Source organism: Bradyrhizobium sp. USDA 4506, from assembly GCF_054058795.1.
In genome coordinates, this window is the sequence record NZ_JBSSBM010000002.1 from 5,689,125 (window position 1) to 5,701,073 (window position 11,949).

The 11,949-nt window shown below is 65.2% G+C and carries 13 protein-coding genes; 10 read left to right on the top strand and 3 right to left on the bottom strand.

What is annotated here, in order from left to right; translation table 11 throughout:
• Window positions 1-63: 63 nt before the first annotated feature.
• The 5 genes from ACVIHF_RS29040 to ACVIHF_RS29060 all read left to right on the top strand — a co-directional run bounded on the left by ACVIHF_RS29040 (window position 64) and on the right by ACVIHF_RS29060 (window position 5,229).
• Complete coding sequence (locus ACVIHF_RS29040; RefSeq protein WP_016842683.1) at window positions 64-837, top strand: helix-turn-helix transcriptional regulator; 774 nt, start codon at window positions 64-66, stop codon at window positions 835-837.
• Window positions 838-1,249: 412 nt separating this feature from the next.
• The gene (locus ACVIHF_RS29045; RefSeq protein WP_028343499.1) at window positions 1,250-1,636 is read left to right on the top strand and encodes a hypothetical protein; all 387 of its coding nucleotides are present in this window, start codon (window positions 1,250-1,252) and stop codon (window positions 1,634-1,636) included.
• A 216-nt stretch (window positions 1,637-1,852) separates the two neighbouring features.
• A complete protein-coding gene (locus ACVIHF_RS29050) occupies window positions 1,853-2,785 on the top strand; it encodes a DMT family transporter (RefSeq protein WP_253606905.1) in 933 nt (310 codons plus the stop codon).
• 244 nt (window positions 2,786-3,029) lie between these two features.
• Window positions 3,030-3,839, top strand: coding sequence for an MlaD family protein (locus tag ACVIHF_RS29055; protein WP_225161409.1), 810 nt, complete (start codon window positions 3,030-3,032; stop codon window positions 3,837-3,839).
• A gap of 247 nt (window positions 3,840-4,086) precedes the next feature.
• The gene (locus tag ACVIHF_RS29060; RefSeq protein ID WP_456794133.1) at window positions 4,087-5,229 is read left to right on the top strand and encodes an alpha-hydroxy acid oxidase; all 1,143 of its coding nucleotides are present in this window, start codon (window positions 4,087-4,089) and stop codon (window positions 5,227-5,229) included.
• A gap of 205 nt (window positions 5,230-5,434) precedes the next feature.
• Here ACVIHF_RS29060 and ACVIHF_RS29065 read toward each other — a convergent pair whose 3' ends face one another.
• Window positions 5,435-5,839, bottom strand: coding sequence for a hypothetical protein (locus ACVIHF_RS29065; RefSeq protein ID WP_076830096.1), 405 nt, complete (start codon window positions 5,837-5,839; stop codon window positions 5,435-5,437).
• Window positions 5,840-5,913: 74 nt separating this feature from the next.
• Between ACVIHF_RS29065 and ACVIHF_RS29070 the strand changes: the two genes are divergently transcribed.
• Window positions 5,914-6,528 (top strand): TetR/AcrR family transcriptional regulator, encoded by a 615-nt coding sequence (locus ACVIHF_RS29070; RefSeq protein ID WP_253606903.1) that lies wholly within the window; start codon window positions 5,914-5,916, stop codon window positions 6,526-6,528.
• Window positions 6,529-6,624: 96 nt separating this feature from the next.
• Here the strand turns inward: ACVIHF_RS29070 and ACVIHF_RS29075 are convergent, their stop codons facing one another.
• Window positions 6,625-7,026, bottom strand: coding sequence for a DUF1330 domain-containing protein (locus ACVIHF_RS29075; RefSeq protein ID WP_456792922.1), 402 nt, complete (start codon window positions 7,024-7,026; stop codon window positions 6,625-6,627).
• A gap of 129 nt (window positions 7,027-7,155) precedes the next feature.
• Between ACVIHF_RS29075 and ACVIHF_RS29080 the strand changes: the two genes are divergently transcribed.
• Together ACVIHF_RS29080 and ACVIHF_RS29085 are read left to right on the top strand one after the other, a co-directional pair.
• Window positions 7,156-8,001, top strand: coding sequence for a metal-dependent phosphohydrolase (locus ACVIHF_RS29080; RefSeq protein ID WP_229192590.1), 846 nt, complete (start codon window positions 7,156-7,158; stop codon window positions 7,999-8,001).
• Between the two features lie 237 nt (window positions 8,002-8,238).
• Entirely contained in the window at window positions 8,239-9,189 is a 951-nt protein-coding gene (locus tag ACVIHF_RS29085; protein WP_456792923.1) for a DMT family transporter, read from the top strand.
• Window positions 9,190-9,207: 18 nt separating this feature from the next.
• Here ACVIHF_RS29085 and ACVIHF_RS29090 read toward each other — a convergent pair whose 3' ends face one another.
• A complete protein-coding gene (locus ACVIHF_RS29090) occupies window positions 9,208-10,164 on the bottom strand; it encodes a LysR family transcriptional regulator (protein WP_253606899.1) in 957 nt (318 codons plus the stop codon).
• Window positions 10,165-10,299: 135 nt separating this feature from the next.
• Here ACVIHF_RS29090 and ACVIHF_RS29095 point away from each other — a divergent pair, with 135 nt between their 5' ends.
• Together ACVIHF_RS29095 and ACVIHF_RS29100 are read left to right on the top strand one after the other, a co-directional pair.
• On the top strand, window positions 10,300-10,683 hold the full coding sequence (locus tag ACVIHF_RS29095) for a nuclear transport factor 2 family protein (RefSeq protein ID WP_253606898.1): 384 nt from the start codon (window positions 10,300-10,302) through the stop codon (window positions 10,681-10,683).
• 254 nt (window positions 10,684-10,937) lie between these two features.
• Window positions 10,938-11,915 (top strand): Bug family tripartite tricarboxylate transporter substrate binding protein, encoded by a 978-nt coding sequence (locus tag ACVIHF_RS29100; RefSeq protein WP_253609884.1) that lies wholly within the window; start codon window positions 10,938-10,940, stop codon window positions 11,913-11,915.
• Window positions 11,916-11,949 lie beyond the last annotated feature (34 nt).

Consider the following 11,949-nt stretch of genomic DNA (forward strand, 5'->3'; position numbering starts at 1 on the left):
GCGGGAACATCTGGAACAAAAGGGGTTAACTGTGGTACCCCCTAAAACCGGGGGTTTTCGTCAATGGGCCTGGTAGACGCGATTTCGACCATCGAGGCGTCGGATACCATCGACGAGCTCAGCTCGTCATTGCATCGCGTTGTCCAGAATTACGGCTTCTCGGGCTTTGCCTTTGTCGATGCCGGCCGGCCCGACCTTGATCTGCCCTATCATATCGGCACATTTCCCGACGCCTGGAAGCGGGCGTATGTGCAGAACGAGTTCGTTCATGCCGATCCGGCGCTGGCGCGGTCACGACGCACCAACACGCCGTTCAGCTGGAGCAGCCTGAAGCTGCCGGAGCGAAGCGGACGCAAGCGACCGCCCGAGGTCAAGACGATGGATGCCGCCCGGGAGTTCGGATTCAAGGACGGCTTCGTCGTTCCCTTCCACTATCGCGACCGGCTCGGCGCGGTGCATTCGAGCTCGACGGTGTTCTTCTGGGAAGACGAGCCGCGCGACTTCGACAAGCTGTTCGTCTGCCATCGCCATGAACTGCATCTGTTGATGATCTATTGGGTGCAGCGGGCGATGGACATCGTCAACCGCGACCAGCGCAACGCGCCGACCATCCTCAAGCCCGCGGACGCCGCCGAAACCATCAAGCTCACCGGCCGGGAAAAGGAAGTGATCGCCTGGGCGGCGCGCGGCAAGACCGTGGCCGACACCGCGCAGATCCTCGGCATTTCGCCGGAGACGGTGGAAGGCTTCATCAAGCAGGCGCTGCGGAAGCTCGAGGCATCCAACAAGACCCATGGGGTGGCCAAGAGCATCGCGCTCGGGATCATCGATTTGTGAGCGGCGCCGCGCAGCCATGGCGGCGCTCCCGGGGCTGCCGCCATGCCGACCGCATCGCCCTGCCAGGACCAGACACCGTGATATGTGGCGCGGTCACACATTCGGTTGGGTTCATCTCCCCGGTCGCCCCCTGATTGCATTCGCGGACGGTCTTGATAATAAGGGCCGTGGCCGGATGACGCTGATGCGAGCATCCCAGACCAGGGTGCGCACTCCGGTGCCCGTCCGGCGCGACTGCCCGGCTGGCGTCGAGGCGCGGATCATCCTGCACGTTGCCCGGTACGGCAGGACCCGTCGTCCAGCCGCATGATCCGTAGAAGTCCCATCGCGACGAACCGCCGGTTCATTTGCTACCAACTTTTGTAGCGGAAATGCTGTCCACGGACCTAGCTGGAGATGGTCTGAACGCATCATGAGCACATCACAGGACGACCAGATCGACCAATTGGTGCAGGCGCGCTGGCGCGCCATCGGGCTGTCGCAGGCGGATCTCGCCGAGATCCTGTGCGCAGGGGCCTCCCTGCAAAAGAACGGCGTCGACGGCACGGTGAAGATCGATACCGGTCGCCTGGCGACCGTAGCCGAGATGCTCGGAATCGCCGCCGACATCCTCAATCGCCGGCCGGTCACGGCAGCGCCGACGCAAGCCGGCCAGACGGCGGAGTCGCTGCAGTCCCTGCTCGAACTGCGCATGCTGCGGGTGTTTCGCGACGTGCAGGACCCCGACACCAAGCGGATCCTGATCGAGCTCGCCGAGCAGATCGTCAAGCGCCAGACCACGCCGCCGGAGACCGGCTAGGACCAAACGTTCGATCCCCTGCGCGACCGGCGCGGGGCTGGCCCGGCCAGGCGCTGTTGCTGCCTTGGTGAAGGGGTCTTCGCGCATGGTCGCGATGCGTCTATCCCCATTGATGGAATGACGAAATCCGTGTCTGTGATCCGAGCCGGGGAGATCCATACCGGCCCGGCGGTGCCAGCCGGGCAGGCCGCGGCGTCGTGAACCCGGGCCCTCTTTATGTCTGCCTCCGATTCCACCACATCAACGCCTGCGGCCGGCTCCTGGATCGCCAACCAGCCCTATCTGCTGCTCTGCATCACCGCGACGTGCTGGGCCGGCAATGCGATCGTCGGCCGCCTCGCCGCCGGCCACATTCCGCCGGTGACGCTGTCGTTCCTGCGCTGGTCGGCGGCATTCCTGATCATCCTGCCGTTTGCCTGGAAGCACCTCGTCCGCGACTGGCCGGTGATCCGCAACAATCTCGGCATCATGGTGCTGATGTCGATCACCGGCATCAGCGCCTTCAACACGCTGCAATACTGGGCGCTCGAGCACACCCAGGCGCTCAACACGCTGCTGCTGCAATCCGCGGCACCGCTGGTGGTCGCGCTGTGGTCGCTGATCCTGCTCGGCGCACGGCTGACGCTGGCGCAATTGTTCGGCGTGCTGCTGTCGCTCGCCGGCGTGCTGGTGATCCTGCTGCACGGTGATCTCACGACGCTGTCGAAGATCGAGTTCAACAAGGGCGATCTGATCTTCATCGTCGCATTGGTGATCTTCGCGCTGTATTCGGTGCTGACCCTGAAGCGGCCCAAAATCCACGGCCTGTCGGTCGCCGCCTTCACCTTCGGCTGCGGCGCGCTGGTCCTGATCCCGCTCTACATCTGGGAACTCGGCACGCGTCCGGTGATGCAGCTCACGATCAACAACCTGCTGTCGCTATTCTATGTCGCGGTGTTCCCCTCGACACTGGCCTATCTGTGCTTCAACCGCGGTGTGCAGCTGATCGGCGCCAACCGCGCCGCGCCGTTCTTCCACATGGTTCCGGTGTTCGGCACCATCATGTCGATCGTGTTCATCGGCGAGCATCCGCAGGCCTTCCACTTCATCGGCTTTGCGCTGGTGCTGGCCGGTGTCTTCGCGGCGTCGCGGAAGCAGTCGGCGGCGTGACTGTCGGAAGAGCATATCTCCATCCTTCCCTCTCGCCGTTCTTACGGGGAGTGGGTCAGGGTGAGGGGCTCGCTCCGCAAAGACGGAGCGAGATGAATTCGCGGAGACTCCCCCTCACCCGGATCGCATCTTCGAAGCGATCCGACCTCACCCCGCGAGCGGGGCGAGGTGAGGAAAGCCCGCGGTGACTATCGGCGGCAAATCCGCTATCTCTTGAGACCTGCTTCGCGGACGGGTTTTACGCATGGCGCGCGCCAGCAATCTCTTGATCGGCACCCTGACGCTGGCCCTGGTCGCCGGCTCGCTCGGCGGCTGGCTGGGCTATCAGCGCTATGCCGGCATCAAGCGGATGGTGCCGTTCCGCGTCATCTTCGAGGGCTCGGCCTCCGGCCTGCGCCGCGGCGGCAGCGTCAACTTCGCCGGCGTGCGGATCGGCGAGGTGGTCTCGATCAGGCTCGACCGGCACCGCGTGGTGGCGATGACGCGGATCGAAGGCAACGCCCCGATCAAGAAGGACACCCAGGCCGGCCTCGAATTCCAGGGCCTGACCGGGATCGCCTCGATCTCCTTCACCGGCGGCACCGACGATGCGCCGCCGCCGACGCTCGGCGCCGACGGCATTCCCGAGCTGACCGCCGACGCCGAAGGCACGATGGGGATCCAGGAGAAGCTGCGGGTCGCGCTGCGCAATGTCGACCGCGTCATCAGCGAGAACGAGGCCGACATCAAGGACTCGCTGCTCGGGCTCGAGAACTTCACCAATTCGCTGTCCGGCAATGGCGAGCTGATCGCCGGCTTCATCGACGCCGCCGACGACGGCATCAGCGCGGTCGACGCCAAGATGAACTCGGCCGACAAGTTCCTGAAAAGCTTCGGCAGCGACAAATATGGCGGCGAGCTGCTGCCGACCGTGATCTCGCTGCGCGAGCTGATCCAGAGCTTCGACAAGAAATCCAGCGCCATGATCGCCGAGACCCGCAAGACGCTCAGCGACGTCAGCCAGTCCGTCAACAAGTTCAACGAGAAATTTGTCGGGCCCGCCGGCAGGCGCTAGATCATGATGCGTTTCCATGGAATCGCATCATGATCTCATCTCTTTGTTTGAGCATGATCTCCGCGCAAACGCGTTCCGCGTTTGTCGCGAGGGAAAACCGGTATCCACTTTTCCGGATCATGCTCTAGTCTGGCCTTCCGACCAAGAACCAAGAACAACGGAAACGCTCAACGTGCACGACCGGACCGCAGCCCCCTCTCCGCCTCCCGTAACCGTCAACCGCGCAGCACCCGCCGTACCGCGGCATCTGCGGCGCTATCTCACGCTCGACGATTTCGAGCCGCAGGCGCGCCGGCTGCTGCCGAAATTCCTCTACGGCTACATCTCCGGCGGCGCCGAGACCGATATGGCCCGCACCGACAATCGCCGGGCGTTCGAGGAATACGGCTTCGTGCCGCGGGTGCTGCAGGACGTCTCCGGCCGCGACCAGACCGCGACGCTGTTCGGCAAGACCTACGCCTCGCCGTTCGGCATTCCGCCGATGGGCTCGTCCGCGCTGTGCGCCTATCGCGGCGACATCGTGCTGACGCGCGCCGCTTCTGCCGCCAACATCCCGATGATCCTGTCGGCCTCCTCGCTGATCACGCTGGAGGACGTTCGCGCCGCCAATCCTTCGGCCTGGTACCAGGCCTATCTCGCCGGCCTTCCCGAGCGGATCGAGCCGCTGGTCGATCGTGTCGCCGCCGCCGGCTACGACACCTTCGTCGTCACCGCCGACGTGCCGGTGCCGCCCAACCGCGAGAACAACATCCGCAACGGCTTCCAGGTGCCGCTCGAGATCACGCCGCGGGTGTTCTGGGACACCATCACCCATCCCGACTGGCTGCTCAACACCTGGGCGCGCACCGTGTTCAACCACGGCATGCCGCATTTCGAGAACATGGACGCTAAGCAGGGCCCGCCGGTGCTGTCCAAGAATTTGATGCGCAACATCGGCAGCCGCGACCAGCTGGCCTGGAAGCATGTCGAGCTGATCCGCAAGCGCTGGCCCGGCAAGCTCGTGGTGAAGGGACTGATCGCGCCGGAAGACGCCCGGCTGGCGCGCGAGCATGGCTGCGACGGCGTCATGGTCTCCAACCATGGCGGTCGCCAGCTCGACTACACCGTCTCCGGCTTGCGCACGCTGCCGGAGATCGCGGCGCAGAAGGGCAACATGACCGTGATGGTCGATGGCGGCATCCGCCGCGGCACCGACGTGATCAAGGCGCTGGCGCTCGGCGCGGACTTCGTCTGGGTCGGCCGGCCGTTCCTCTATGCCGCCGTGGTCGCCGGCGAGGCCGGCGTGGCGCGCGCGATCTCGCTGCTGCATGCCGAGATCGACCGCGACCTCGCGCTGCTCGGCATCCGCAGCCTGAAAGAGATCACCCCGGACCTGGTGCGGAAGTTCTAGAGCGTTTTCGAGCGAAGTGGATACCGGTTCGCATGAAGAAAACGCGTCACAACAAGAGTCCAAAGCATGATCCGGAAAAGTGCGAAGCGGTTTTCCGAAAAGATCATGCTCAAACAAGGAGCTAAAGCGCGATGATGATTCAACCCAATCTCATCGCGCTTTAGAGCCCCGTTGCGATTCTATCGGAACGGGAAAGGCTCCAGGCTCACGCATAGCGCGCCGCGCCCATGCAGAGCGCGGTGATCGCGAGCAGCCCGGCGGCGATGCGCTGGGCGACCGCCAGGCGCGAGCGCGCGGCTGAGGTATCGCCCGCGCTGCTGCGCAGTTGCCGGACCGCGCCGCCGCCGACGATGACCTGCACGGCGATCGCGGCCAGCGCCGCGATCGCGCCGCCCGCCAGAATCTGCTCCGACAGCCCGAACGAGCCTTCGTGGACCAGGCGCCAGAGCGTGCCGCCGGTCACGATCGCGACCGTCGCGGCGCCGATTTGCGGAAACAGCAGCTTTTCGCCGCCGAGGCCGCCGGTGCGCGCCAGGGTGAAGCTTGAGCCGGCCCAAAACACCGATGACAGGACGTGAAGGGACAGCGCTATGATGAGGGCGGTCTGCATGATGTCGCTCCGGATGGGCATTGAAATTAGATATACATAATGTATAGTCAATCTGACGAAAGCAAGGCAAACCGATGCCGCCGCGCAGCTATGTGAGCCCGGCGCGCAGCGCCGCCGCCGCCGAGACGCGCGAGCGCGTGATCGAGGCCGCCTCGCGCACATTGCGCGACGAGAGCATCGCGCGCTTCTCGCTGGATACGGTGGCGAAAGCGGCCGGCGTGACCCGGCTGACGGTCTACAACCAGTTCGGCTCGCGGCGCGGGCTGCTCGAGGCGGTGTTCGACGAGATCGCGCGCCATGGCGGGCTGCACCAGCTCGCCGACGCCATGACGATGGCCGATCCGCGCGCCGCGCTCGACCGGATGGTGGAGATCTTCTGCGGATTCTGGAGCCGGGATTCCGCGGTCGGCCGGCTGCATGACGCGATGGCGACCGATCCCGAATTCGCCGAGGCCGTGCGCGAGCGCAACGAGCGCCGCCGCCGCGGCGTCACCGCATTGATCGACCGCATCGCGGGCAAGAGCGCATCACAGCAGGCCCGCAGCGACGCCGTCGACCTGATCTTCGCACTGACGAGCTATCCGACCTTCGCGTCGCTGAGCGGGGGGCGGTCGAGCGATGATGTCTGCCGTGTCGTGCAGAGCGCCTGCCACGCGGCGCTGGCACCGCTAATCAACCCGTCATCCTGAGGAGCCGCGAAGCGGCGTCTCGAAGGATGAATCGGCCCCAGCCGGGCCGTCGACCCTTCGAGACGGCCGCGTTGCGGCCTCCTCAGGGTGACGGTGCTACGAAGGCTTGAACTTGCTGTAGGCCTCGCGCGTCGCGATGATGACGGGCTCCTCGCAGCCGTTGCGGCGATGCGGGTCGCAGCGGTCTTCGTAGTCGGTCGAGGTCATCATGTCGATGAAGGCGGCGACGCTCGGGTAGTAGACCAGCGCGAGATAATCCCAGCGCTGGCCGGCCGGCTCGCCCAGCGCGACAGTCTCGGCGCTGCCGGTCCACAGCAGCGTGCCGCCGCGCGCCTTGATCATCGGGACGGTGAGCGCGCTGTAGCGCAAATAGGCATCCCAGCCCGAGCCGTCGCCGTCGAGCGACCGCGCGCGAAACCGCATCAGATTGACCATCACGACCGGCGCCCCGCGGTCCAGCTCGTTCAAGCCTTTGACGTTCAAGAGATCGACCCCCATCACCCGCTCCCGCCCAAAGCCCGTCACTCCCGCCACATCGGTCCGGCCGCAACGATTATGTCACATCGCGGGACTAGCCTGAAATACCGCCGAGCCGTAAGCTCAGGTCAGCTCTCGGAGGTCAAGGCCGTGATGACCCTTCCAGAACTAGCGGCCGACGCGCTCGGCAAGTTCCTCGGCGAGTACATGCAGCGCCGGTTCGGCTCTTCGCAGACCCAGCTGGTGGAAATGGTGCCCTCGATCGCCCGGATCGCGCTCGAATGCATCGGCAACAGCGACGCGCTCTATCACAATGTCGAGCACACCATGCTGGTGACGCTGGCCGGCCACGACATCCTGCGCGGCCGCGCGCTGCACTCGCACATGAGCGCCGAAGACTATGCCCATGTCATCATCGCCTGCCTCACCCATGACATCGGCTATGTGCGCGGGCTGTTCGAGGCCGACGGCCAGGACGGCTATCTGGTCGAGGCCGACGGCCGCAAGATCATCCTGCCGCGCGGCTCGTCGGATGCGGCGCTGATGTCCTACCACGTCGACCGCTCCAAGATCTTCGTGATGGAGCGGCTCAAGGGCGTCACCCTGCTCGACAAGGAGCGCATTGTGCGTGCCATCGAAGGCACCCGCTTTCCGCTGAGCGCCCCTGATGACGACGAGGATTTCGGTGAAGAGGCCACCCTGCTGCGGGCCGCCGATTTGATCGGCCAGCTCGGCGATCCCCACTACATCCGCAAGGCCAACGCGCTGTACATCGAATTCGAGGAGGCCGGACTGAACCGCCAGCTCGGCTACGATTCGCCGGCCGATCTCGTCGACCGCTATCCGCGCTTCTACTGGGACAGCGTCGCCCCGCATGTGCAGAAGGCGATCCGCTACCTCAACATCACCTCGAGCGGACGGCAATGGATCGCCAATCTCTACAGCAACGTGTTTCGCGCCGAGCGCGACATCTCGCTGTCGGGGCCGCAGAAATAGGCGGCGGGCCGACGAAGACCCATCCCCGTCATCCTGAGGTGCGAGCGGAGCGAGCCTCGAAGGATGAATCGGCCACAGCCGGGCCGCCCATCCTTCGAGACGCGCTCCGCGCTCCTCAGGATGACGGAATTGAGCTGCCGTAGCGCTGCGAACAACAACCGGTGTGACCACGCATGGCTCCAATCCGCACTTTCGTCTTGTCGCCGTGCCGGATTCGGGCACAACATCCATCAAATAATGACCGACCTTCGCGCTTTACCCGCACCTGCCACAACGCCACGCCGCTCGCCGCTCAACTGGCTCAATAATCAGCCCTATCTGCTGCTCAGCCTGACGTCGCTGTTCTGGGCCGCCAACATCGTGCTGGCGCGGCATGTCGGCAGCCATGTGCCGCCGGTCACGCTGACCACGATCCGCTGGTTCGGCGTCTTCCTGATCCTGTTGCCGTTCGCCTGGCCGCATCTGAAGCAGGACTGGCCGAAGCTGCGCGGCGCCCTGCCGCTGATGCTGCTGCTGTCCGCGGTCGGCTTCGCCTTCAACAACGCGATCTCCTACTGGGCGATGCAGTATACCGAGGCGCTCAACGCGCTCTTGATCCAGTCGGCGGGGCCGCTGTTCGTGGCGCTGTGGTCACTGATCCTGTTCGGCGTGCGGCTGACGCCGGCGCAGCTGGCCGGCATCGCGATCTCGCTGGCCGGCGTGCTGACCATCATCCTGCGCGGCGACTTCTCCGCGCTCGCCGGCATCAGCTTCAACCGTGGCGACATCATGTTCGGCGCCTCGCTGGTGTCGTTCGGGCTCTATTCGGCGCTGATCCCGCGGCGACCGAAGATCCATCAGCTCTCGCTGATCTCGTTCACCACCTGCTGCGGTGCGCTGATGCTGCTGCCGGTGGCGGCCTGGGAGTTCGCCAACGGCGTGACGCTGAAGTTCGACTTGCTGACCGGCGCAACGCTCGCCTATGTGCTGATCTTCCCGTCCACGCTCGCCTATCTGTTCTTCAACCGCGGCGTCGCGCTGATCGGCCCGAACCGCGCCGCGCCGTTCTTCCATCTGGTGCCGGTGTTCGGCTCGGCGATGGCGATCCTGCTGCTCGGCGAGACGCTCGCGCCGTTCCATCTGATCGGCTACGCGCTGGTGCTCGCCGGCGTCATCATCGCCTCGCGGCAAGGATCCGCGAAACGCTAGCTGACGCCGAGCATACGGCTAGCTGACCTTGCGCAAGCCGGCGGATTTGCGTGGCGAATATGGCTTTGCCGCCAGCGTTTCCGTGATGAAGTCGATAAACCGCCTCACCTTGGCCGGCACGTGGTTACGCGAGGCGTAATAGACGTAGAGCGGAAAACGCTCGTCGGGCCAGTCCGGAAACAGCTCGATCAACGCGCCGCTCCTCAGGTGATCGTCGAGGCCGAGATCGATCACCTGCGCGATGCCGAAGCCGGCCAGGCAAGCGCCGAGCTTGGTTCCTGAATCGGTTACGGTGAGCCGCCCGTTGACCGCCACCGGCACGACCTCGCCGCCGCGCCGAAACTCCCAATCGAAGGGACGCCCGGTCGACGCGTCGATTGCATGGATGCACTGATGGTCGCGGCTTGCCAGCTCCCGCGGATCAAGCGGCCGGCCGTGTCGTTCGAGATAGATCGGCGAGGCCACGGTGAGCACGCGTGTATCGAGTACGCGGCGCGCAATCAGCGCCGACGGCGTCGGCTCGCCGAAACGCACCGCCAGATCAAAACCGTCGCTGACCAGATCCGCGATCCGGTCGCGGGTCTCGATACGCAGCTCCATGCCTGGATTCTGCAGCAGGAACTCGCTCAGCTTCGGCGACAGCACCATGCGGGAGAACAGCGGGTCGACATTGACCCGCAGCCTGCCGCGAACCGCATCGCGCGATTTCGAGGTCTCCGCCGCCGCCTCGCCGATCCCGGCCAGATGCGCGGCAACCCGCTCGTACAGCGCGCGTCCTTCCTCGGTGAGCTCGACGGCGCGGCTCGTGCGGTGAACCAGCCTGGCATCGAGGCGCGCCTCGAGCTTCGCGATCGCCTTGCTGACCCCGGATTGCGTCATGCCGAGCCGTTCGGCGGCCCGGCCAAAACTGCGCGCATTCGCCAGCGCCGCGAGGACCACCAGGCCGCCAACCAGCCGACCGTCAACTTCGTCCATGCCGATGCCTTTCAGTCATCCAAGAGATGACCGCCCAGTCGTAGCACTCCGCCATCATATCGGCCACTGTCGGCGCAGATCACCGGTTCGATCCGGTGCGGCCACCGCCACATCATCCATCAAGGAGATTTTGCTATGATCGACATCGAGGCCATCGCGTCCGCGATCGATGGATATTTCAACCTGATGTACGACGTCGACGATAGCCGGTTCCGCGAGGTCTTCTCCGATGCCTGCATCGTGCACGGCATCCGGGACGGCAAGCACACGGTGCGGTCGGCCGCGGAATTCCGCGACTTCATCCGCAGCCGTCCCTCGCCGGCGTCGATGAAATCGCCGCGCGAGGAGGCCATCATCAGCATCGACCAGACCGCGTCCGATCTGGCCATCGCCAAGGTACGCGTCAGGGCCGGCCAAACCGGCTTCATCGATCATCTGGTGTTTCATCGGATCGACGGCCGGTGGCTCATCACCACCAAGGCGTTTCACGTCGCGCAGGTCTTTCCGGCGGGATCGTAACGCACGGCCGACTTTCGGAATATTAGAAATATGACGCTGATTTGCCCGACGTGTCAAGCTGCCTGGTCGAGCGCCGGCCGCCACCGGCCCCTTTGCATGGGGTTGTTTTCGATATTTTTGGCAGCGCGCCCCTGCGAGGCCCGGGAGCAGCCATGCGGCGAAAGGCTACTCCCGGCACGGCTTCCGCAGCCATGGCGGCCGGGCTAGCTTCGGCCGCAATGGGCCTGTTCAGGGTCCGCGCGGGGGACGACGACATGGTGATGGGATTGAGACGATACTGCTGCCTGGCGGCCGCAGCCGCCGCCGCGCTTGCGGCGATATCCGGAACGGCACTTGCACAGACCTATCCCACCCGCAACATCACACTGGTGCTGCCGTTTGCCGCCGGCAGCGGCACCGACACCACGACGCGGCTGATCTCCAAGGAGCTCGGCGTTGCGCTCGGCGTCGGCATGGTGATCGACAACCGGGCCGGCGCCAACGGCTCGATCGCGGCGAACTATGTCGCCCGCTCCGCCCCCGACGGCTACACGCTGTTCGTCACCACGAACACGACGCACTCGGCCAATCCGTATCTGCTCAAGACCATGAACTACGATCCGATCAAGGATTTCACGCCGATCGCGCGCACCGGCGACCTGCCCTTCATGCTGGTGATCCATCCGGACATCCCGGCGAACTCGGTCGCAGAGCTGATCGCGCTCGCCAAGAAGGAGCCGGGCAAGTACAGCTACGCCAGCGGCTCGTCGTCGGCGAGCGTCTCCGGCGCGACCTTCGCGCGCCTCGCCGGCATCGACCTGCTGCATGTACCCTACAAGAGCTCACCGCCGGCACTGACCGACGTCATCGCCGGCCGCATCTCGATGATGTTCATCGACGTGCCGACCGGGCTGCCGCACGTCAACGCCAAGGTGCTGAAGCCGCTCGCCGTCACCACCAAGCGGAAGTCGGCGCTGCTGCCGGACCTGCCGACGATGGACGACACCGTGAAGGGCTTCGATATCACCTCCTGGCAGGGCTATCTCGGCCCCGCCAACATGCCGAAGGACGTCGTCGTCAGGCTGAATGCGGAGATCCGCAAGATCATCGAGCGGCCGGATATCAAGAGCCAGCTCGCCGAGCGCGGCATGGAGGCATTCTCCGGCACGCCCGAGGAGTTCGAGGCGTTCCTCAAGGAGCAGCTCGTGCTGTGGGAAAAGCTGATCGCCGACGCCGGAATCGAGAAGCAGTAGGCGAGAACGACGCTGGGCGGACGTCTGCCAATTC

Excerpts from the sequence above, each read along its gene's own strand:
- ACVIHF_RS29040 (WP_016842683.1), top strand. The coding sequence starts at position 64 with ATGGGCCTGGTAGACGCGATTTCGACCATCGAGGCGTCGGATACCATC.
- ACVIHF_RS29045 (WP_028343499.1), top strand. The coding sequence starts at position 1,250 with ATGAGCACATCACAGGACGACCAGATCGACCAATTGGTGCAGGCGCGC.
- ACVIHF_RS29050 (WP_253606905.1), top strand. The coding sequence starts at position 1,853 with ATGTCTGCCTCCGATTCCACCACATCAACGCCTGCGGCCGGCTCCTGG.
- ACVIHF_RS29055 (WP_225161409.1), top strand. The coding sequence starts at position 3,030 with ATGGCGCGCGCCAGCAATCTCTTGATCGGCACCCTGACGCTGGCCCTG.
- ACVIHF_RS29065 (WP_076830096.1), bottom strand. The coding sequence starts at position 5,839 with ATGCAGACCGCCCTCATCATAGCGCTGTCCCTTCACGTCCTGTCATCG.
- ACVIHF_RS29070 (WP_253606903.1), top strand. The coding sequence starts at position 5,914 with ATGCCGCCGCGCAGCTATGTGAGCCCGGCGCGCAGCGCCGCCGCCGCC.
- ACVIHF_RS29075 (WP_456792922.1), bottom strand. The coding sequence starts at position 7,026 with ATGGGGGTCGATCTCTTGAACGTCAAAGGCTTGAACGAGCTGGACCGC.
- ACVIHF_RS29085 (WP_456792923.1), top strand. The coding sequence starts at position 8,239 with ATGACCGACCTTCGCGCTTTACCCGCACCTGCCACAACGCCACGCCGC.
- ACVIHF_RS29090 (WP_253606899.1), bottom strand. The coding sequence starts at position 10,164 with ATGGACGAAGTTGACGGTCGGCTGGTTGGCGGCCTGGTGGTCCTCGCG.
- ACVIHF_RS29095 (WP_253606898.1), top strand. The coding sequence starts at position 10,300 with ATGATCGACATCGAGGCCATCGCGTCCGCGATCGATGGATATTTCAAC.
- ACVIHF_RS29100 (WP_253609884.1), top strand. The coding sequence starts at position 10,938 with ATGGTGATGGGATTGAGACGATACTGCTGCCTGGCGGCCGCAGCCGCC.